Source organism: Enterobacteriaceae bacterium ESL0689 (assembly GCA_029433525.1).
In the GTDB taxonomy this organism is placed as follows: Bacteria; Pseudomonadota; Gammaproteobacteria; order Enterobacterales; family Enterobacteriaceae; genus JAQTIF01.
This window is the reverse complement of record JAQTIF010000001.1, coordinates 1,206,395-1,225,147: the sequence shown is the minus strand read 5'-3', so window position 1 is coordinate 1,225,147 and position 18,753 is coordinate 1,206,395. Positions and strand designations below refer to the sequence as shown.

Here is an 18,753-nt window from a genome sequence, read left to right as displayed (position 1 = left end):
CACTCTTGTTCCTTATTAATCATTGTCTTCTGTTCGTACCCTGCGTATTAGCAGGTATGAACTGGCGAAAGAATTCCCGACTTTTTAATGGCTTACCACCCAGATATGGCTTCAGGGCAAGACGGGTAAAGCGTTTGGCAGCACGTAATGCATCACTATCCGGAAACTCGCGATTTGCCAGTGCCTTCAGATGATGCCCGGTAAATGTATTGTTATCAATGACTATGCTGGCAAAAAAACCTTTTTCTGCCCGGTAACGGTAGGTCATCGTATCATCGACTCTTTCTCCACTGCCAGCGCAATGGAGGAAATCAACGCCATAGCCCAGATGCTCCAGTAGCATCAGTTCAAAACGACGTAATGCCGGCTCCGGCGAGCCATTCCCTTGTGCCAGCGCCTGTAAACAGTGCAGATAATCAAAGAAGAGTGCCGAAAAACAGGTTTCCTGCTCTAGCACACGGGAAAGCAGCTCATTCACATATAAGCCACTATAAAGTGCAATGCCGCTGAGAGGCAGGGCCAGCGAGACCGCCTCTGCACTGCGTAGTGTTTTCACTTCACCACGACCACTAAAACGTAATAACAGCGGCGTAAAAGGCTGAAGCGCACCTTTGAGGCTGGATCGTCTGGCACGCGCCCCTTTCGCCACCAGACAGACACGCCCGGACGCTTCGGTAAAGGCGTCCAGCATCAGACTGGTTTCGCTCCAGGGACGGCTATGCAGGATAAAAGCGCGTTGCCAGCCATCCATTAGTCAGGCAACTCAGAGATCGTCAACATAACCGAGACTGCGTAACGCACGCTCATCGTCAGCCCAGCCCGATTTGACTTTGACCCATAATTCAAGATGCACAGGAACGCCAAATAATTCCTGCATGTCCTTACGGGCTTCAATACCGATGGTCTTAATTTTGGCACCTTTACTGCCAATTACCATTTTCTTCTGCCCTTCACGTTCAACCAGAATCAAACCGTTAATATCGTAACCGCCACGCTCGTTAGTCTGGAAACGTTCGATTTCTACCGTGACAGAGTAAGGGAGCTCCTCACCCAGAAAGCGCATCAGTTTCTCACGGATAATTTCAGAGGCCATAAAGCGCTGAGAGCGGTCAGTAATGTAATCTTCCGGGAAGTGATGCTCCGCTTGTGGCAGGTGTTCACGCACAATTTTCTCAATGATATCGACATTCATGCCTGTCTCTGCAGAGATAGGAACGATATCAAGAAAATTCATCTGTTTGGCGAGGAACTGCAGGTGTGGCAGTAATTTCGCTTTATCCTGAACGTTATCTACTTTATTCACCGCCAGGATAACCGGCACTTTACTGTCACGCAGCTTATTGAGCACCATCTCGTCATCCGCTGTCCAGTGAGTCCCTTCGACCACAAAAATGATCAACTCAACATCACCAATAGAACTGCTGGCTGCTTTATTCATCAAACGGTTGATCGCCCGTTTTTCATCGATATGCAAGCCTGGCGTATCAACATAGATGGCCTGATACGACCCTTCCGTATGGATGCCGACAATACGATGACGGGTTGTTTGCGCTTTACGGGAAGTAATAGACACTTTTTGTCCCAGTAATCTGTTCAATAATGTAGATTTACCTACATTCGGACGCCCGACTATCGCAATAAATCCGCAGTGCTTTTTCTCGACGCTCATTCCAGCCCCAGTATTTTTAGTGCCTGTTCGGCAGCCGCCTGTTCCGACTTACGTCGGCTGGAACCGATACCCACCACCGGTTCTTCCAGACCACTGACCTGACAGTGGATGGTGAATTCCTGATCATGTGCTTCACCCCGAACCTGAACCACCAGGTAAGCAGGGAGCGGCAAATGACGACCTTGCAGATACTCCTGTAATCGCGTTTTCGGATCTTTTTGCTTATCTCCTGGGCTGATCTCAGCCAGACGCGTTTGATACCAGTTCAGGATCAGATGCTCAATGTTCTGGATATTACTATCGAGAAAAATGCCACCAATTAACGCTTCGACGGTATCCGCCAGAATCGAATCCCGGCGGTAACCACCACTTTTTAACTCACCTGGCCCAAGGCGCAGACAATCGCCTAATTCAAACTCGCGGGCGATTTCCGCCAGCGTATTGCCGCGTACCAGCGTTGCACGCATACGACTCATATCACCTTCGTCGATCTGTGGAAAACGATGATAGAGCGCATTCGCGATAACAAAACTCAATATCGAATCGCCTAAAAACTCCAGGCGCTCATTATGTTTGCTGCTGGCACTGCGGTGGGTTAATGCCTGCTGTAATAGATCCTGATGATGAAAAGTATAGCCCAGCTTCCTTTGAAGCCGTTTAATTACGATGGGGTTCATGCTTTACCAATAAGTGAATGCGTCCACAATACAGCATACGAAACCGATCTTGTTTGAGATCGCTGGTACGTCTGTCTTAGCACTTTCTGGCAACCTGAATGGCTGAGAATCGAATTAACCAGCGCGGTTTCGTGTGCAGTGTCTCTCTCATGAGAGACAACCTGATTTTCGGAGAAACATTCTATACGCTATGTTAAAGGTTGTCGTTAGTCCGGAGAGATTTAAGTACGAAATAATTCACGCTATCAATATTTCGTTGATAGCGTGAGTCAAGCAGCGCATCAGTGAATGCGGCCAATTCGCGATAATCTGATATCTGTTGGCCACTCCCCTTGCTGTTTTTCAAAACTCAGCCAGATAGTCGTCGCTTTACCGACCAGGTTCGCTTCTGGTACAAATCCCCAGTAACGGCTGTCTGCACTATTATCACGATTATCACCCATCATGAAATAGTGGGCTGGCGGTACGATCCAGGTTGCTATCGGCTGACCAGGCTGACGGTAATAGAGATTAACCTGATCCTGCACCACAGGAAGCGTCAGAATACGATGAGTCACTTCAGCCAGTGTCTCGTTACGTTCTGTCAGGCGGATGCCATCTGTCTGATTTTCCTCTTTTGGCCGTTGCCAGAATCCATTTGTGACTTCCCTGCCATTCTGGCGGGAAAATGTCTGGACGAAATCACTCGGCTCGACATGAGAATAAGTGATCGGCAACGTATCACTACAGGCCTGACCAGAAGGACAATGCGGCTGAATCGTAAGTTGTTTTTCCACAGGATCATAACTTATTTTATCTCCCGGTAACCCCACCGCACGTTTGATATAGTCCAGACGCGGATCCTCGGGATATTTAAAGACCACGATATCACCACGCTGTGGATGCCCTGTTTCGATCAATGTTTTCTGGAAGACAGGATCTTTAATACCATAAGCAAATTTTTCCACCAGAATAAAATCCCCTATTAATAATGTGGGCATCATCGATCCTGAAGGGATTTGAAATGGCTCATAAATAAATGATCGAATCACCAGGACAACCGCCAGAACCGGAAATATTGACGCTCCCGTTTCCAGCCAGCCTGCTTTTTCTGGTGTTTTTTTTGTCGGTTGATCATTTTCTGGCGTAACAACGGGCTGTGACCGGCGTCGTTTAGAGCCAAAGATAAATTTATCCAGGCACCATAAAACCCCCGTCACCAGGGTTGCGATGACCAGTATCAGGGCAAACATATTAGCCATAACAACTCCTCAGGTTATTTTCCGTCTTTACCGACATGCAAAATAGCCAGGAACGCTTCCTGTGGCAGCTCAACGTTACCGACTTGCTTCATTCGTTTTTTACCCTCTTTCTGCTTTTGCAGTAACTTTTTCTTACGACTGACATCACCACCATAACATTTCGCCAGCACATTTTTACGCAATTGTTTCACGGTAGATCGGGCAATAATATGGTTACCAATAGCGGCCTGGATCGCAATATCAAATTGCTGCCGTGGGATCAGGTCTTTCATTTTTTCCACCAGCTCACGACCACGATAGGGGGCATTATCATTATGGGTAATTAATGCCAGCGCATCGACACGTTCACCATTAATCAACACATCCACACGGACCATGTCAGAGGCCTGGAAGCGTTTAAAGTTGTAGTCCAGTGACGCATAACCACGCGACGTCGATTTCAGGCGATCAAAAAAGTCGAGCACTACTTCGGCCATCGGAATTTCATAAGTTAACGCCACCTGATTACCGTGATAAACCATATTGGTTTGTACACCGCGTTTCTCAACACATAATGTCATTACATTCCCCAGATACTCCTGGGGTAATAGCATATGACATTCGGCAATAGGTTCACGTAACTCCTGAATATTATTCAGCGGCGGTAATTTAGAGGGGCTATCGACATAGAGGATCTCTTTCGCGGTTGTTTCAATTTCATAGACAACCGTCGGTGCCGTTGTGATCAAGTCCAGATTATATTCCCGCTCCAGGCGTTCCTGGATAATCTCCATATGCAGTAAACCAAGGAAACCACAGCGGAAACCAAAGCCCAGCGCTGTGGAACTTTCTGGTTCATAGAACAAGGAAGCGTCATTGAGGCTCAATTTACCCAGCGCGTCACGGAAACTTTCGTAATCATCAGAACTGACCGGAAACAGGCCAGCATAGACCTGTGGTTTGACCTTTTTAAATCCAGGCAATGCGCTATCAGCCGGGTTGCGCGCCGTGGTTAGTGTATCGCCCACCGATGCACCATGAATATCTTTAATCGCACATACCAGCCAGCCGACCTCACCGCATCGCAGCTCATTACGGTCAACCCGCTTAGGCGTAAAAATACCAAGACGATCAGCGTTATAAACCTGATCGGTACTCATCACTTTAATTTTATCGCCTTTACGCAGAGTGCCATTTTTAATTCGTACCAGTGAAACGACACCCAGATAGTTATCAAACCAGGAGTCGATGATCAGCGCCTGTAGCGGTGCCTCTGCATCGCCTTCTGGTGGTGGAATATCACGCACCAGACGCTCCAGAACATCTGGCACACCTGCCCCGGTTTTTGCCGAGCAACGTACCGCATCATGGGCATCTATCCCAACGATATCTTCAATCTCTTCTGCGACACGATCCGGATCAGCGGCGGGCAGATCGATCTTATTGAGAACCGGAACAACTTCGAGATCCATCTCTATTGCGGTATAACAGTTCGCGAGGGTTTGTGCTTCAACGCCTTGCCCGGCATCCACGACCAGCAACGCCCCTTCACAGGCGGCAAGCGAGCGAGAAACCTCATAAGAAAAATCGACGTGGCCTGGGGTATCAATAAAGTTCAGTTGATAGATTTCACCATCATTCGCTTTATAATCCAGGGTAACACTTTGCGCCTTAATAGTGATACCACGCTCACGTTCAAGATCCATCGAATCCAGTACCTGAGCTTCCATTTCACGCTCAGACAGTCCACCGCAAATCTGAATAATTCGGTCAGATAACGTCGATTTACCGTGATCGATATGAGCAATGATTGAAAAGTTACGTATATTCTTCATATTTAATTACGCGGATCATGAGGCGACTGTTTTGTGCCTGACGTTTTTGAAGTTGAAAGCGCCGTATTCTACACTACATCGCTAAAACCAGGAACTGCTCTTAACATCAACCCGGCAACGACAAATAAGAAATAAGGACGATCAGGGCTGCTATTGTGAAAACACCTTTTCTACGCACAGCAAATCTGGCGGCAAACCGGTACTTATAATGACCGGCTGCCATGACTGGGATAGGTGATATTTACCATCCAGCCAGCGAACAAGCCCAAAACCACCGCCACTACCCACCACTGCCCCACAAAATGAGACAAAATCACTGGCGAACAAGAACTGAAAAAGAGATGCCACGACCAATAATCCTGCCAGCGGTATGATATACACAAATAACGCAGCGCCGAGAAGATGGTTTTCTGCGATCCCTAGCTCAACTTTTTGTCCCACGGACAGGGGATGTTTACTGGCAACCATCATCCTGTGACAAGAGGGCGAAAGAGATTGATTCAGCGCCGGATTATGGCAACCCGCATGCAAGGCACAACCACCGCAGGCGGTTTTAACCTCACAATCGACCTGTGCGATGCCATTATCCCAGGAGACGACTGTCGCCCAGCATCTTATCACGGTACATTCCTGAATCTGATACTATCGGAAATACGTTTCGCCGTTTGCGCTGGCAATTCACCCACAACCGTAATCTCAAGATTATTACGTATTGCCGTACTCACAGTACGGCGTCCATTGCGCAAAATCTGATTATGACCCTGGGTTATCGCCCGATTGACATTAATTGAGAAACTAAATAATCCGTCAGAATACAAACGAGAATCCATCACGCCATCAAAAGCGGGCAGGCGGCGCTGAGTCGTTGATACTTCGGTCATCCCCTGAGGCAACCAGCCAGGCATCCAGTTAAAATTCACTTTTTCACTGTCTTCTGGCACTGATAACTGAGGCGGAGAAGCCTTCTTCGCCAGCGATGCCATACTGTTATCTATTTTATTATCCACGTTAACAGTGACGACCCTGAATTGCTCCAGCGTTTCGCCATCGCTATCAAGCAGATCAACACGCATCGGCAGTTTAGTTTCGCTATCTAGCCAGGCGATAAAACTATAACGTGTGCCATCCCGGGCCACGATACGAATCACGTCACATAAACGTTCAGTCATGCGAGTGCGCCCAGTCGGAATAAAATCATAGTAGCCAGCTAAGCGTTTAAAGTCAGCATAAACCAGCGTCGGTAATGAATCGACGATATGGTCACCGTTCAAGGTAAACGGATCGACGCCGGGTTCAAAATAGCTGATTTCATTACCTCGCTGGATAATCTCCTGGCGAGGGCCATCCAGTTGTAACAGTTGGGCGATCGTCTGATTATTCAGACGAACATGGCGGTAACGTAACGACTGGACACCCTGTTTACTAATGTTAACAAAGGAGAGCTCATAATTAAGGGTCTGGCTGGCCAGATTCATCTGCTGCAACAACGCCCCGGATACTGGATCGGCTGAGGCGCTGGCAGAAAGGAACAATACACCTGCGATAAAAAACCGAATGACCCACCGACGCTGTTTCATTAGTGTGATTGTGTTCCTAACGTCTGATAGCCAGGCACCTGAATCGCAGCCTGTTGTGTCCTGGATTGACCAAACTGAAGTTGTTCGGTATGCAACCGGCGTTGCAATTCATAATCCTGCAACATGGCATTAATATGACGGCGCTGCTCCTGTATCCTGGCTTGATGACCATTACCTGTCGCGATATCGGCGGGAACACCGAGACTAACCGGGCTCGCCTGACCTATTATCGGCATGGTATTAAAAACAGGCGTTTCAGACGGCGTGGAGGATTCACTTTGCGGGTGATAATACTGTTGTACGCCAACAATAACAGCCAGTGATACACAGGCAGCAACCCCCACCTGGAGCAGTGAATCCATCCACGGACGCACTTTTTGCCAGAACGGCATTTGACGCCACTGATGAGGAGATGGCTGGGATTCAGCAACAAACGGTACGGATTCATTTTCAATGGCAGCCATTACACGGGCCGAAATGTCAAAATGGATGACCTCCGCTGTTTCTCCGCGAAGTGAATCCCGGATGAGATGGTAGCTCTCCCAGGTTCTTTGCATTTCAGAAGAGTTGCTCAGTTCATTGAGCAACTCATTATCCAGCATTTCGCCATCCATTAAAGCTGACAGTTTTTCTTTCTGCATGCCTGATACCTTTTCACTGTTCCGCTATCATCAACGTTTGATTAGCGGTTGAACCTTATTGTCAATAGCCTCTCGAGCACGAAAAATACGCGAACGAACTGTTCCAACCGGACAATCAATGATAGCCGCTATGTCTTCATAGCTCAGACCATCAAGTTCCCGTAACGTAATCGCCATGCGAAGATCTTCCGGTAGTGCGGCAATCGTACGAAACACTATTTCTTTCAGTTCTTCTGACAACATTAAATTCTCAGGGTTCGAAATTTCTTTCAATACACCACCACTGCTGAGATTTTCTGCTTCATTAACGTCAATATCACAGGCCGGAGGACGGCGCCCCTGAGCAGTGAGGTAATTTTTTGCCGTGTTAACAGCAATACGATACAACCAGGTATAAAAAGCGCTCTCTCCCCGGAAAGAGTCTATCGCACGCCATACTTTTACGAACGACTCCTGAACAACATCAGGAACGTCGCCCGGTGGCACATAGCGGGAAAGCAGATTTGCAACCTTATGTTGATAACGTATCACCAGCAAATTAAACGCTTTCTGATCACCTTTCTGGATCCGCTCAACGAGGGCCTGATCCGTTAACTGCTCGCTCATCCGAGGTCATGTCTCCCCAAACTCAATTCCTGTGCATCTGCAAAACACGTCCCATGTAGTATGAGCAAGCAGATGTCTGGAGCACCTGAAAATAACAAAATTATTTACGCTTTTGATTTTTATCCCATCAGAACGGCTTATCAGCGTACTGAATGATGAAAAAACGAGAAACTTGCCAAAAGGGTAACGTAACCTCACTTTTATTTCACTATAAAATCTGAATCCAGTGGTCTGCCATACCTTTTATCATGCTGCGGATGACCGGTAGGTTAGCTTGTCATGTTCTCTTCAGGGACGGCATCAATCAGCATTCCCCGGCGCACATTTTTACATAAAGAGATAGAATTGCTCAGTCAGCGCAATAAAATCGGCGGAATATTGTTTATCTGGTCGCCGGATAACCATGCGATCATGAAAACATTCACCGGCTTTCGGAGAAAACGCCTGTAGTACACGATGTGAGGGGCGTTGGTCATTCTCTGCGACTTCAGTACGTAATCGCAAATGCCAGCCCATCGCTTGCGCGTGCCGGGCAAAATCATGGCCAATATCCACAGGGAGCACCACACAAAAATAACCCTCTTCAGTGATCCATTCCGCCGCGCAATTTAACAGCGTGATGTGATTCAGTGTGGTGGTATAGCGTGCCAGGTCACGTTGTGATGTCGCACACGGTATCCCTGCGGCAAAGAACGGTGGATTACTGACAATCAACTCATAACGTCGGGTTGCTACGGGTTGCCATTGTTGAATGTCCGCATGATAAACATTGATACGTGTGGACCACGGAGATGCCATTATATTTTCCTGCGCCTGGCAGGCGGCTTGCTCATCCAGCTCTACCGCATCAATACCGACTGACTCAATGGTGCGTTGAGCCAACATTAATGCGAGCAAACCGCTACCGGTTCCAATATCAAGGATGTGTTGTACCTGAAATATCGGTGCCCAGGCAGCCAGCAAAATCCCATCAGTCCCCACTTTCATCGCGCAACGATTATGCGCGACAAAGAACTGTTTAAAAGTAAAACCATTACGCGGCAGCATAGATTTAATAGCCTGACCGGATAGACGCTTAAAGTTATGCACAATACCGGAGAAGAGATAACCTGACAAATAGATGAACATTATGCCTGTTATGTCTATAATCGTCGGCCCACTCAGAGGTAAATCATGACTGTAACGACTTTTAGTGAACTTGAACTCGACGAAAAGCTGCTGGATGCTCTTGAGACGAAAGGCTTTACCCGCCCGACCGCCATTCAGACTGCCGCAATCCCACCTGCGCTTGATGGCCGTGACATCCTCGGTTCAGCACCGACAGGTACTGGTAAAACCGCAGCGTATCTGCTGCCTGCGTTGCAACATCTGCTTGATTTTCCGCGCAAGAAATCCGGACCTCCGCGTATTCTTATCCTGACACCGACTCGTGAGCTGGCTATGCAGGTCGCCGCTCATGCACGTGAACTGGCAAGCTCTACCCATCTGGACATCGCAACCATTACCGGTGGCGTCGCGTATATGAACCATGCGGAAGTATTTAGCGAGAATCAGGATATTGTCGTCGCCACAACAGGTCGATTACTACAGTACATCAAAGAAGAAAATTTCGACTGCCGGGCGGTGGAAACCCTGATTCTCGACGAGGCCGATCGCATGCTGGATATGGGATTCGCTCAGGACATCGAACACATTGCTGGCGAAACCCGCTGGCGTAAACAAACGATGCTCTTTTCCGCCACACTGGAAGGTAATGCGGTTAAAGATTTTGCTGAGCGTCTGCTACAGGAGCCGGTTGAGGTTTCTGCGACGCCCTCCACCCGTGAACGTAAAAAAATTCATCAGTGGTACTATCGCGCAGATGACATTCAGCATAAAACAGCCCTTCTGATACATCTGCTAAAAATGCCGGAAGTCACACGTTCTGTGATATTTGTACGTAAACGTGAGCGCGTTCATGAGCTGGCATCATGGTTGAATAAAGCCGGGATCAATAGTTGCTGGCTGGAAGGCGAAATGGTGCAAGCGAAACGCAATGAAGCGATCAAGCGTATCGTTGATGGTCGTATCAATGTACTCATTGCGACCGATGTTGCCGCCCGTGGAATTGATCTTCCTGATATCAGCCATGTATTTAACTTTGATATGCCACGCACTGCCGATATTTATCTGCATCGTATCGGGCGAACAGGGCGTGCGGGAAAAAAAGGAACGGCTATTTCGCTGGTCGAAGCACATGACCATTTGTTACTGGGGAAAATTAGTCGCTATATCGAACAGCCATTAAAATCACGTGCCATCGAGGAACTCCGACCTGTGACCCGAGCCCCTGGTGAAAATCAGCGTAAAAAGCCGTCCCGTAAAGTTTTAGCCAAACGTGCAGAGCAGAAAAAAGAGAAAAATAAAGAAAAATTGCGCGTGAAGAAACGTCATCGTGATACCAAAAACATCGGCAAACGCCGTAAACCCAGTGCTAATACTGGCAATACCGAGCAGCAATAATAAAAAACGCCGGGATAACCCGGCGTTTTGATGTCCGATTGCCGATTTATAAACTTTCAGTGAAAGTACGGGCAATAACATCACGCTGCTGTTCTGGTGTCAGAGAGTTGAAACGCACTGCATAACCTGATACCCGAATAGTCAGTTGTGGATATTTATCTGGATTCTCAACAGCATCCAGCAAGGTTTCACGACGCAGAACATTCACATTCAGATGCTGACCACCTTCAACGCGAACTTCTGGTTTTACATCTACCGGAATTTCACGATATTCGATGTTACCGAGCTTACTCACATTCACAACATCATCAACAGCAAAACCACCTTTTGCACACAGGCAACGTGCTTCACCTTTTTCGCTATCCAGTAGCCAGAAAGAGTTTAACAGGTCGTCGTTTGCCGCTTTAGTAACCTGAATACCAGTAATCATTTTATGCCTCCCTTTAGGCGATAGATATGTATTTTACACTGGCCTTTTTCCGGCCTATTGGTAAAACCATTGTTGTCTTGATGTATATATAACAGTCTGACACCCATCATTCATTGATATAAATCAATTAATGCTATATAGCAAAATCAAACTATATCAGTATTATTGATTTACATCAAATTACGCCATGCCATCTATCCCGCTTTTTCCATCCTGTTTTCGCCATCATATGAACTCCGTTTTGTCATGGTGAAAGAAATCGGTACTCTATACCTCTCTCACATTACAGGAGAACGAGATGGCATCATCATTGACCTGGCACGATGTACTGGCAGAAGAAAAATTGCAGCCCTATTTTGTCAGTACCCTGAAAACTGTCGCTCAGGAACGACAATCGGGTATCACCATTTATCCGCCACAAAAAGATGTTTTCAATGCTTTCCGCTATACCGAACTGAATGATGTAAAAGTAGTGATTCTCGGTCAGGATCCTTATCACGGCCCCGGACAGGCCCACGGTCTGGCCTTCTCAGTACTTCCGGGTATTCAGCCCCCACCATCACTATTAAATATCTATAAAGAACTGGAGAGAACGATTGCTGGCTTCAGGAGCCCAACACATGGTTACCTCGAAAGCTGGGCACATCAAGGGGTTTTATTACTCAATACTGTTTTAACAGTACGTGCTGGACAGGCCCATTCACACGCCAGTCTCGGCTGGGAAACATTCACGGATAAAGTCATTTCATTGATCAACGAGCATCGCCAGAATGTGGTGTTTTTACTTTGGGGGGCGCATGCGCAGAAAAAGGGAGCCATTATTGATCGCCAGCGACATTACGTACTGAAAGCACCTCATCCTTCACCGCTTTCTGCGCACCGTGGTTTTTTTGGCTGTAATCATTTTGAACAGACCAATCAGTGGTTAGCGGGACATGGAGAGCAGACGATCGACTGGATGCCAGTCTTACCCGCTCATTAGTTCTTGCCCCCTCTTTCTGATGCCAGCATAAGACTGGCATCAGATCCGGCAATTATATCTTGTTTTGTCGCCACCATTCCGCCAGAAATACGGCCGCTGAAACCGAAATATTCAGGCTATCCACCTTACCTGTACCGGTAATAACCACATTCAGATCCTTCTCTGGGCTCGCCAAATCAGACAGATTATTTTCCTGAATTATCGCTAAAACCATTTTCTTTGGTAATTCAGTTTGATATAGCGGAGTACCTTTGTGGCGGGAAGTAAAGACAATCGTGTATCCCGCCTGACGAAACTGAGACAGGGTTTCACGGTAGCTATTCCCCGTGATCGGCGCGATATATTCTGCTCCACCTTCCGCTGTACGGATTGCCGCCCCCGACTCCAGTATGCCAGCATCCTGTACCACAATCCCTTTCACGCCAAAATGCGCACAGCTACGCATGATCGCACCGAGATTATGCGGATTGCCAATATCTTCCAGCGCCAGAACACAATCTTCCTCACCCGCTTGCGCCACCCACTGGGCGACAGAAGTACCATGACGTTTCTTAATCAGAAAACAAACGCCACCGTGATGTTCAGTTCCGGAAGCTTTTGCCAGTTCGGCATCATCCACAACATGATAAGCCTTACGATTTGCCGCCATCCAGCGTAGCGCCTCTTTAAAACGAGGAGTCACACTTTGTTCAAACCAGGCGCGAACGATAGCGTCCGGGCGGCTCTGAAATAGTGCCTGGCAAGCATTTTCACCGTAAACTCGTGTCTCTTCTGCTCGCTGACGACGTAACACCTCAGGATCAATAAAGCTTTTGCCACTAATGCCGCCATGATCGGATTTCTGTTCGCTTTCATCATCAGGAGCACGTGATACTGTGCGCCACGGAGAAAAAACATCATGTTCAGAATTATTCTGTTTACGATCTTCCCGATTGCGACCCTGCTCGTCACCACGGGCAAAACGGTTACGATGACTGGCCTGCGCCCTCCCTGAGCCTCCTCCTTTTCCGGTACGCGGATTACGGGTACGTCTGTCAGAATCATCGTCGCTGCGAACATACATCACTTTGACTTTGCCGTTTTTATTTTTCAGTTCATCACTCATTAACTTTCTCCACCTGCGCTGCACAAGGCGCGCAGATTACCCGATGTACCACGACTTCGCCATGATTAGATAAGATCGGGCCTGTTTGTCGGATAAAATACCCACTTTCAGATAACAGGTATATCCTTTTACCTGCACAATGCTTTCGCAGCAACCATAATTATTAACCACATTTGCAAATAATAATGCTATCATCTCGCGTTTATATCAGCTATATGATACAAAAACCATCCAATAACAGAGAAGAAATGCACTGTGATGTTGTCAAAACTTAAGCGTAATAAACATCAACAACACCTTGCCAGACTCCCTAAGATTGCTCAGTCAGTCGATGATATCGAGTTTTATTATACTCCTGTCGATTTTCGACAAGCATTACTGACCAGGATCGCCCATGCTAACCAGCGTATCTGTATTGTTGCGCTTTATCTTGAGCAAGATGATGGCGGTAAAGGCATTTTACAGGCGCTTTATGATGCTAAACGTCAGAATCCGGCGTTAGAGGTTAGCATTCTGGTCGACTGGCATCGCGCGCAGCGTGGCCGTATTGGTGAGGCAGCCGCTAATACGAATGCAGACTGGTATTATCACGTCGCTCAGGAAAATCCTGGTATCCATATCCCAATCTATGGCGTACCGGTGAATACGCGGGAAGCACTTGGTGTTTTACATTTTAAAGGATTTATCATTGATGATTGTATCCTCTATAGCGGTGCAAGCCTCAATGATGTTTACTTACATCAACATGATAAATATCGCTACGATCGTTATCAATGCATCCGTAACCGTAAAATGGCTGATGTGGTCTTCGATTGGGTCGAAAGCAATTTAGTCAAAGGACGAGGCGTTAATCGACTTGATAGCACTGAACGCCCCAAAAGTCCGGAAATCAAAAATGATATCCGCCAGTACCGACAAGATCTTCGTGAAAGCGGTTATCATTTTACCGGTGATGCTGATGATAGTCAGTTATCAGTGACACCATTAGTCGGCCTTGGCAAATCGAGCCCACTGAACAAAACAATCCTCTGTCTTATGCCTTGTACAGAACATAAACTGACTATCTGTACACCTTATTTTAATCTGCCAGTGTTGCTGGTACGCAATATTATTCAACTATTGCGTAATGGAAAACAGGTAGAAATTATTGTTGGCGATAAAACAGCGAATGATTTCTATATTCCAGAAAATCAACCATTTAAAGTTATTGGTGCTATTCCTTATCTGTATGAGATAAATCTACGACGCTTTCTTAGTCGATTACAGTATTATATTGACTCTGAACAGTTGATTGTACGTCTCTGGAAGGATGGTGATAATAGCTATCATCTTAAAGGAATGTGGGTCGATGATGAGTGGTTATTATTAACCGGTAATAATCTCAATCCACGTGCATGGCGTCTGGATCTGGAAAATGCCATTCTTATTCATGATCCACAGCATCAGCTTAAAGCCATGCGCGAAAAAGAATTGCAGCTGATTCGTCATCATACGACTCAGATCAAACACTATAATGATCTGCAGAATATTGCTGACTATCCAGTAAAAGTACGTAAGCTCATTCGCCGTCTGAGACGTATCCGTATTGACAGGCTAATTAGCCGTATTTTATGAATATAGCCCTCATGATGAGGGCTAATCTATGGCATCACTTGCATAATGAGCTTCTGGTCCGCTCGATATACTTTCTTGTGTAATACCTGTTTTATGTACTTTAACGTAGAAATTATATGATACGGTAGTCAGACTAAGAGTCTGGCCCACTTGGTTATTGGCGCAACCAGTACGGATAGCGCGGAGAAACCGCAGCGTACAGGTAGTACGTGATGATTTCGAGCACTGCCCAGGGCCAGCCTGTGATGTTCCCCTTACAACACCACTTTCCCATTTAGATTTAAATGATATTCCACAGATTGCCGCGTTTATTCAGCACTGGCTGGCAGGGAATAAATCCTCATAATCCCCTGTAAGACACATACAAAAAGGACCCGGTCTTCCGACCGGGTCCTTTCCGCTGTTTTAAAGCCTGGCAGCTCCCTGCTCTCGCATGGGGAGTCCCCACACTACCATCGGCGCTTCGGCGTTTCACTTCTGAGTTCGGCATGGGGTCAGGTGGGACCACCGCGCTGTCACCGCCAGGCTGATTCTTTCTAATCCTTCCTCGCTCTTCTTCCGGACCTCGCTGAAAATCTTTCTCTCTCTCCGCTCCACGCTTCCGATAAAACACCTTCGGCGTTGTAAGGTTAAGCCTCACGGGTCATTAGTATCAGTCAGCTCAACGTGTCACCACGCTTACACACCTGACCTATCAACGTCGTCGTCTTCAACGTCCCTTCAGGATACTTTCATATCAGGGATAACTCATCTCAGGGCAAGTTTCGGGCTTAGATGCTTTCAGCACTTATCTCTTCCGCATTTAGCTACCGGGCTGTGCCATTGGCATGACAACCCGTACACCAGTGATGCGTCCACTCCGGTCCTCTCGTACTGGGAGCAGCCCCCCTCAGTTATCCAGCGCCCACGGCAGATAGGGATAAGAACTGTCTCACGACGTTCTAAACCCAGCTCGCGTACCACTTTAAATGGCGAACAGCCATACCCTTGGGACCGCTTCAGCCCCAGGATGTGATGAGCCGACATCGAGGTGCCAAACACCGCCGTCGATATGAACTCTTGGGCGGTATCAGCCTGTTATCCCCGGAGTACCTTTTATCCGTTGAGCGATGGCCTTCCATTCAGAACCACCGGATCACTATGACCTGCTTTCGCACCTGCTCGCACCGTCACGCTCGCAGTCAGGCCAGCTTCTGCCATTGCACTATCCTCCTGATGTCCGACCAGGATTAGCTGACCTTCGTGCTCCTCCGTTACTCTTTGGGAGGAGACCGCCCCAGTCAAACTACCCGCCAGACACTGTCCGCAACCCCGCTCAGGGGCGCGTTAGAACATCAAACATTAAAGGGCGGTATTTCAACAGCGGCTCCATGCAGACTGGCGTCCACACTTCTTCGCCTCCCGCCTATCCTGCACATCAAGGCTCAAGGTTCAGTGTCAAGCTGTAGTAAAGGTTCACGGGGTCTTTCCGTCTTGCCGCGGGTACACTGCATCTTCACAGCGAGTTCAATTTCACTGAGTCCCGGGTGGAGACAGCCTGGCCATCATTACGCCATTCGTGCAGGTCGGAACTTACCCGACAAGGAATTTCGCTACCTTAGGACCGTTATAGTTACGGCCGCCGTTTACCGGGGCTTCAGTCAGCTGCTTCTCCTTTCAGATTACAGCATCATTTAACCTTCCGGCACCGGGCAGGCGTCACACCGTATACTTCCACTTGCGTGTTTGCACAGTGCTGTGTTTTTAATAAACAGTTGCAGCCAGCTGGTCTCTGCGACTGACCTCAGCTCCACGCGTTAAGCGCTTCACCTTGCGTCAGCGTGCCTTCTCCCGAAGTTACGGCACCATTTTGCCTAGTTCCTTCACCCGGGTTCTCTCAAGCGCCTTGGTATGCTCTACCTGACCACCTGTGTCGGTTTCGGGTACGATTTCATGTTACCTGTCGCTTAGAGGCTTTTCCTGGAAGCAGGGCTTCTGTTACTTCGGCACCTCAGTGCCTCGTCATCACGCCTCAGTGTTATAGTGTTCCGGATTTGCCTGAAACACCCACCTGCACGCTTAAACCGGGACTTCCGTCACCCGGATAACATAGCCTTCTCCGTCCCCCCTTCGCAGTAACATAAAGTACGGGAATATTAACCCGTTTCCCATCAGCTACGCCTTTCGGCCTCACCTTAGGGGTCGACTCACCCTGCCCCGATTAACGTTGGACAGGAACCCTTGGTCTTCCGGCGTGCGGGTTTTTCACCCGCATTATCGTTACTTATGTCAGCATTCGCACTTCTGATACCTCCAGCATGCCTCTCAGCACACCTTCTTCAGCTTACAGAACGCTCCCCTACCCAGCAGCTTGCGCCGCTGCCGCAGCTTCGGTGCATGGTTTAGCCCCGTTACATCTTCCGCGCAGGCCGACTCGACCAGTGAGCTATTACGCTTTCTTTTAATGATGGCTGCTTCTAAGCCAACATCCTGGCTGTCTAAGCCTTCCCACTTCGTTTCCCACTTAACCATGACTTCGGGACCTTAGCTGGCGGTCTGGGTTGTTTCCCTCTCCACGACGAACGTTAGCACCCGCCGTGTGTCTCCCGTGGTATCATTCTCCGGTATTCGCAGTTTGCATCGGGTTGGTAAGTCGGGATGACCCCCTTGCCGAAACAGTGCTCTACCCCCGGAGATGAACCCACGAGGCGCTACCTAAATAGCTTTCGGGGAGAACCAGCTATCTCCCGGTTTGATTGGCCTTTCACCCCCAGCCACAGGTCATCCGCTGATTTTTCAACATCAGTCGGTTCGGTCCTCCAGTTAGTGTTACCCAACCTTCAACCTGCCCATGGCTAGATCACCGGGTTTCGGGTCTGTACCCTGCAACTAGTCGCCCAGTTAAGACTCGGTTTCCCTGCGGCTCCCCTATTCGGTTAACCTCGCTACAGAATACAAGTCGCTGACCCATTATACAAAAGGTACGCAGTCACCCCACCACTAAGCCCCCTCTGCTTCTTTTGGCGGCTGGGCGTCGCTCACGCTCCGCCTGCCCTGCCTTACAGCAAAGGATGCCTCGTGGAATCTCACCACTGGCTTAGTGGTGGGGCTTCCACTGCTTGTACGTACACGGTTTCAGGTTCTCTTTCACTCCCCTCGCCGGGGTTCTTTTCGCCTTTCCCTCACGGTACTGGTTCACTATCGGTCAGTCAGGAGTATTTAGCCTTGGAGGATGGTCCCCCCTTCTTCAGACAGGATTTCTCGTGTCCCGCCTTACTCTTCGAGTCCACAGCATGCGCGCTTTCGTGTACGGGGCTGTCACCCTCTTTTGCCGGACTTTCCAGACCGTTCCACTAACACCCATGCTGATTATGACTCCGGGCTCCTCCCCTTTCGCTCGCCGCTACTCGGGGAATCTCGGTTGATTTCTTTTCCTCGGGGTACTGAGATGTTTCAGTTCCCCCGGTTCGCCTCGTTAACCTATGAATTCAGTTAACGATGATGTGATTACTCACACCGGGTTTCCCCATTCGGACATCGCCGGGTCACAGGCCCATATCACCTCGCCGGCGCTTTTCGCAGATTTGCACGTCCTTCATCGCCTCTGACTGCCAGGGCATCCACCGTGTACGCTTAGTCACTTAACCTCACAACCCGAAGATGTCTCTTCCGGTCGCTTCGCTTTGAGAGACCCGGACACACTTCTTCGTGTGTCCTCTTTTCAATTTTCAGCTTGATCCAGTTTGTTAAAGAGCAAAATCTCACAGCACGCTGTCTCAGCGTACTCTGACATTTTTTATATGGTGGAGCTATGCGGGATCGAACCGCAGACCTCCTGCGTGCAAAGCAGGCGCTCTCCCAGCTGAGCTATAGCCCCATACAGCGATAAGGTGATCCCTTTTCCTGATTTCCGCCG

Annotated in this window: 15 protein-coding genes, 1 tRNA gene and 2 rRNA genes; 3 read left to right on the top strand and 15 right to left on the bottom strand. The window is 48.3% G+C overall.

The annotated features are described in order from the left end of the window. Positions 1-19 precede the first annotated feature (19 nt). The 10 genes from recO to PT300_05985 form a co-directional block, all read right to left on the bottom strand. Positions 20-751: a DNA repair protein RecO gene (gene recO / locus PT300_06030; protein ID MDF7680187.1), complete on the bottom strand. Its 732-nt coding sequence runs from the start codon at positions 749-751 to the stop codon at positions 20-22. A 12-nt stretch (positions 752-763) separates the two neighbouring features. Then, positions 764-1,669 (bottom strand): GTPase Era, encoded by a 906-nt coding sequence (gene era / locus PT300_06025; GenBank protein ID MDF7680186.1) that lies wholly within the window; start codon positions 1,667-1,669, stop codon positions 764-766. Beyond that, positions 1,666-2,346: a ribonuclease III gene (gene rnc, locus PT300_06020; GenBank protein MDF7680185.1), complete on the bottom strand. Its 681-nt coding sequence runs from the start codon at positions 2,344-2,346 to the stop codon at positions 1,666-1,668. The genes era and rnc overlap by 4 nt, the downstream gene beginning before the upstream one ends. 281 nt (positions 2,347-2,627) lie before the next feature. Continuing rightward, positions 2,628-3,587 (bottom strand): signal peptidase I, encoded by a 960-nt coding sequence (gene lepB, locus PT300_06015; protein ID MDF7680184.1) that lies wholly within the window; start codon positions 3,585-3,587, stop codon positions 2,628-2,630. 14 nt (positions 3,588-3,601) lie between these two features. Further along, on the bottom strand, positions 3,602-5,401 hold the full coding sequence (lepA, locus tag PT300_06010) for a translation elongation factor 4 (protein ID MDF7680183.1): 1,800 nt from the start codon (positions 5,399-5,401) through the stop codon (positions 3,602-3,604). A 150-nt stretch (positions 5,402-5,551) separates the two neighbouring features. After that, on the bottom strand, positions 5,552-6,022 hold the full coding sequence (locus tag PT300_06005; protein MDF7680182.1) for a SoxR reducing system RseC family protein: 471 nt from the start codon (positions 6,020-6,022) through the stop codon (positions 5,552-5,554). Then, positions 6,019-6,978, bottom strand: coding sequence for a sigma-E factor regulatory protein RseB (gene rseB, locus PT300_06000; GenBank protein MDF7680181.1), 960 nt, complete (start codon positions 6,976-6,978; stop codon positions 6,019-6,021). Before rseB ends, PT300_06005 begins: the two co-directional genes overlap by 4 nt. Further along, positions 6,978-7,619 carry an anti-sigma-E factor RseA gene (rseA, locus tag PT300_05995; protein ID MDF7680180.1) on the bottom strand — a complete coding sequence of 214 codons (642 nt, stop codon included), beginning with the start codon at positions 7,617-7,619 and terminating at the stop codon, positions 6,978-6,980. Before rseA ends, rseB begins: the two co-directional genes overlap by 1 nt. Positions 7,620-7,649: 30 nt before the next feature. Then, complete coding sequence (gene rpoE, locus PT300_05990) at positions 7,650-8,225, bottom strand: RNA polymerase sigma factor RpoE (GenBank protein MDF7680179.1); 576 nt, start codon at positions 8,223-8,225, stop codon at positions 7,650-7,652. A 327-nt stretch (positions 8,226-8,552) separates the two neighbouring features. After that, positions 8,553-9,272, bottom strand: coding sequence for a tRNA1(Val) (adenine(37)-N6)-methyltransferase (locus tag PT300_05985; protein MDF7680178.1), 720 nt, complete (start codon positions 9,270-9,272; stop codon positions 8,553-8,555). Positions 9,273-9,398: 126 nt separating this feature from the next. On the opposite strand from PT300_05985, the gene srmB reads away from it, so the two are divergent. Next, entirely contained in the window at positions 9,399-10,727 is a 1,329-nt protein-coding gene (srmB, locus tag PT300_05980) for an ATP-dependent RNA helicase SrmB (protein ID MDF7680177.1), read from the top strand. Between the two features lie 46 nt (positions 10,728-10,773). On the opposite strand, the gene grcA is transcribed toward srmB, so the two are convergent. Then, positions 10,774-11,157 (bottom strand): autonomous glycyl radical cofactor GrcA, encoded by a 384-nt coding sequence (gene grcA / locus PT300_05975; GenBank protein MDF7680176.1) that lies wholly within the window; start codon positions 11,155-11,157, stop codon positions 10,774-10,776. 298 nt (positions 11,158-11,455) lie between these two features. Here grcA and ung point away from each other — a divergent pair, with 298 nt between their 5' ends. Beyond that, the gene (gene ung, locus PT300_05970; GenBank protein MDF7680175.1) at positions 11,456-12,139 is read left to right on the top strand and encodes a uracil-DNA glycosylase; all 684 of its coding nucleotides are present in this window, start codon (positions 11,456-11,458) and stop codon (positions 12,137-12,139) included. A 52-nt stretch (positions 12,140-12,191) separates the two neighbouring features. Here the strand turns inward: ung and PT300_05965 are convergent, their stop codons facing one another. After that, the gene (locus PT300_05965) at positions 12,192-13,244 is read right to left on the bottom strand and encodes a tRNA/rRNA methyltransferase (GenBank protein ID MDF7680174.1); all 1,053 of its coding nucleotides are present in this window, start codon (positions 13,242-13,244) and stop codon (positions 12,192-12,194) included. A 258-nt stretch (positions 13,245-13,502) separates the two neighbouring features. On the opposite strand from PT300_05965, the gene pssA reads away from it, so the two are divergent. Continuing rightward, positions 13,503-14,858, top strand: a complete 1,356-nt coding sequence (gene pssA, locus PT300_05960) for a CDP-diacylglycerol--serine O-phosphatidyltransferase (GenBank protein ID MDF7680173.1) — start codon at positions 13,503-13,505, stop codon at positions 14,856-14,858. Positions 14,859-15,268: 410 nt separating this feature from the next. Here pssA and rrf read toward each other — a convergent pair. The 3 genes from rrf to PT300_05945 all read right to left on the bottom strand — a co-directional run bounded on the left by rrf (position 15,269) and on the right by PT300_05945 (position 18,714). After that, positions 15,269-15,384 (bottom strand): 5S ribosomal RNA (rrf, locus tag PT300_05955). A 99-nt stretch (positions 15,385-15,483) separates the two neighbouring features. Beyond that, positions 15,484-18,484: ribosomal RNA gene (locus PT300_05950) — 23S ribosomal RNA — on the bottom strand. Positions 18,485-18,638: 154 nt separating this feature from the next. Beyond that, positions 18,639-18,714, bottom strand: a tRNA-Ala gene (locus PT300_05945). Between the last annotated feature and the right edge of the window lie 39 nt (positions 18,715-18,753).

Excerpts from the sequence above, each read along its gene's own strand:
- recO (MDF7680187.1), bottom strand. The coding sequence starts at position 751 with ATGGATGGCTGGCAACGCGCTTTTATCCTGCATAGCCGTCCCTGGAGC.
- era (MDF7680186.1), bottom strand. The coding sequence starts at position 1,669 with ATGAGCGTCGAGAAAAAGCACTGCGGATTTATTGCGATAGTCGGGCGT.
- rnc (MDF7680185.1), bottom strand. The coding sequence starts at position 2,346 with ATGAACCCCATCGTAATTAAACGGCTTCAAAGGAAGCTGGGCTATACT.
- lepB (MDF7680184.1), bottom strand. The coding sequence starts at position 3,587 with ATGGCTAATATGTTTGCCCTGATACTGGTCATCGCAACCCTGGTGACG.
- lepA (MDF7680183.1), bottom strand. The coding sequence starts at position 5,401 with ATGAAGAATATACGTAACTTTTCAATCATTGCTCATATCGATCACGGT.
- rseB (MDF7680181.1), bottom strand. The coding sequence starts at position 6,978 with ATGAAACAGCGTCGGTGGGTCATTCGGTTTTTTATCGCAGGTGTATTG.
- rseA (MDF7680180.1), bottom strand. The coding sequence starts at position 7,619 with ATGCAGAAAGAAAAACTGTCAGCTTTAATGGATGGCGAAATGCTGGAT.
- rpoE (MDF7680179.1), bottom strand. The coding sequence starts at position 8,225 with ATGAGCGAGCAGTTAACGGATCAGGCCCTCGTTGAGCGGATCCAGAAA.
- PT300_05985 (MDF7680178.1), bottom strand. The coding sequence starts at position 9,272 with ATGCTGCCGCGTAATGGTTTTACTTTTAAACAGTTCTTTGTCGCGCAT.
- srmB (MDF7680177.1), top strand. The coding sequence starts at position 9,399 with ATGACTGTAACGACTTTTAGTGAACTTGAACTCGACGAAAAGCTGCTG.
- grcA (MDF7680176.1), bottom strand. The coding sequence starts at position 11,157 with ATGATTACTGGTATTCAGGTTACTAAAGCGGCAAACGACGACCTGTTA.
- ung (MDF7680175.1), top strand. The coding sequence starts at position 11,456 with ATGGCATCATCATTGACCTGGCACGATGTACTGGCAGAAGAAAAATTG.
- PT300_05965 (MDF7680174.1), bottom strand. The coding sequence starts at position 13,244 with ATGAGTGATGAACTGAAAAATAAAAACGGCAAAGTCAAAGTGATGTAT.
- pssA (MDF7680173.1), top strand. The coding sequence starts at position 13,503 with ATGTTGTCAAAACTTAAGCGTAATAAACATCAACAACACCTTGCCAGA.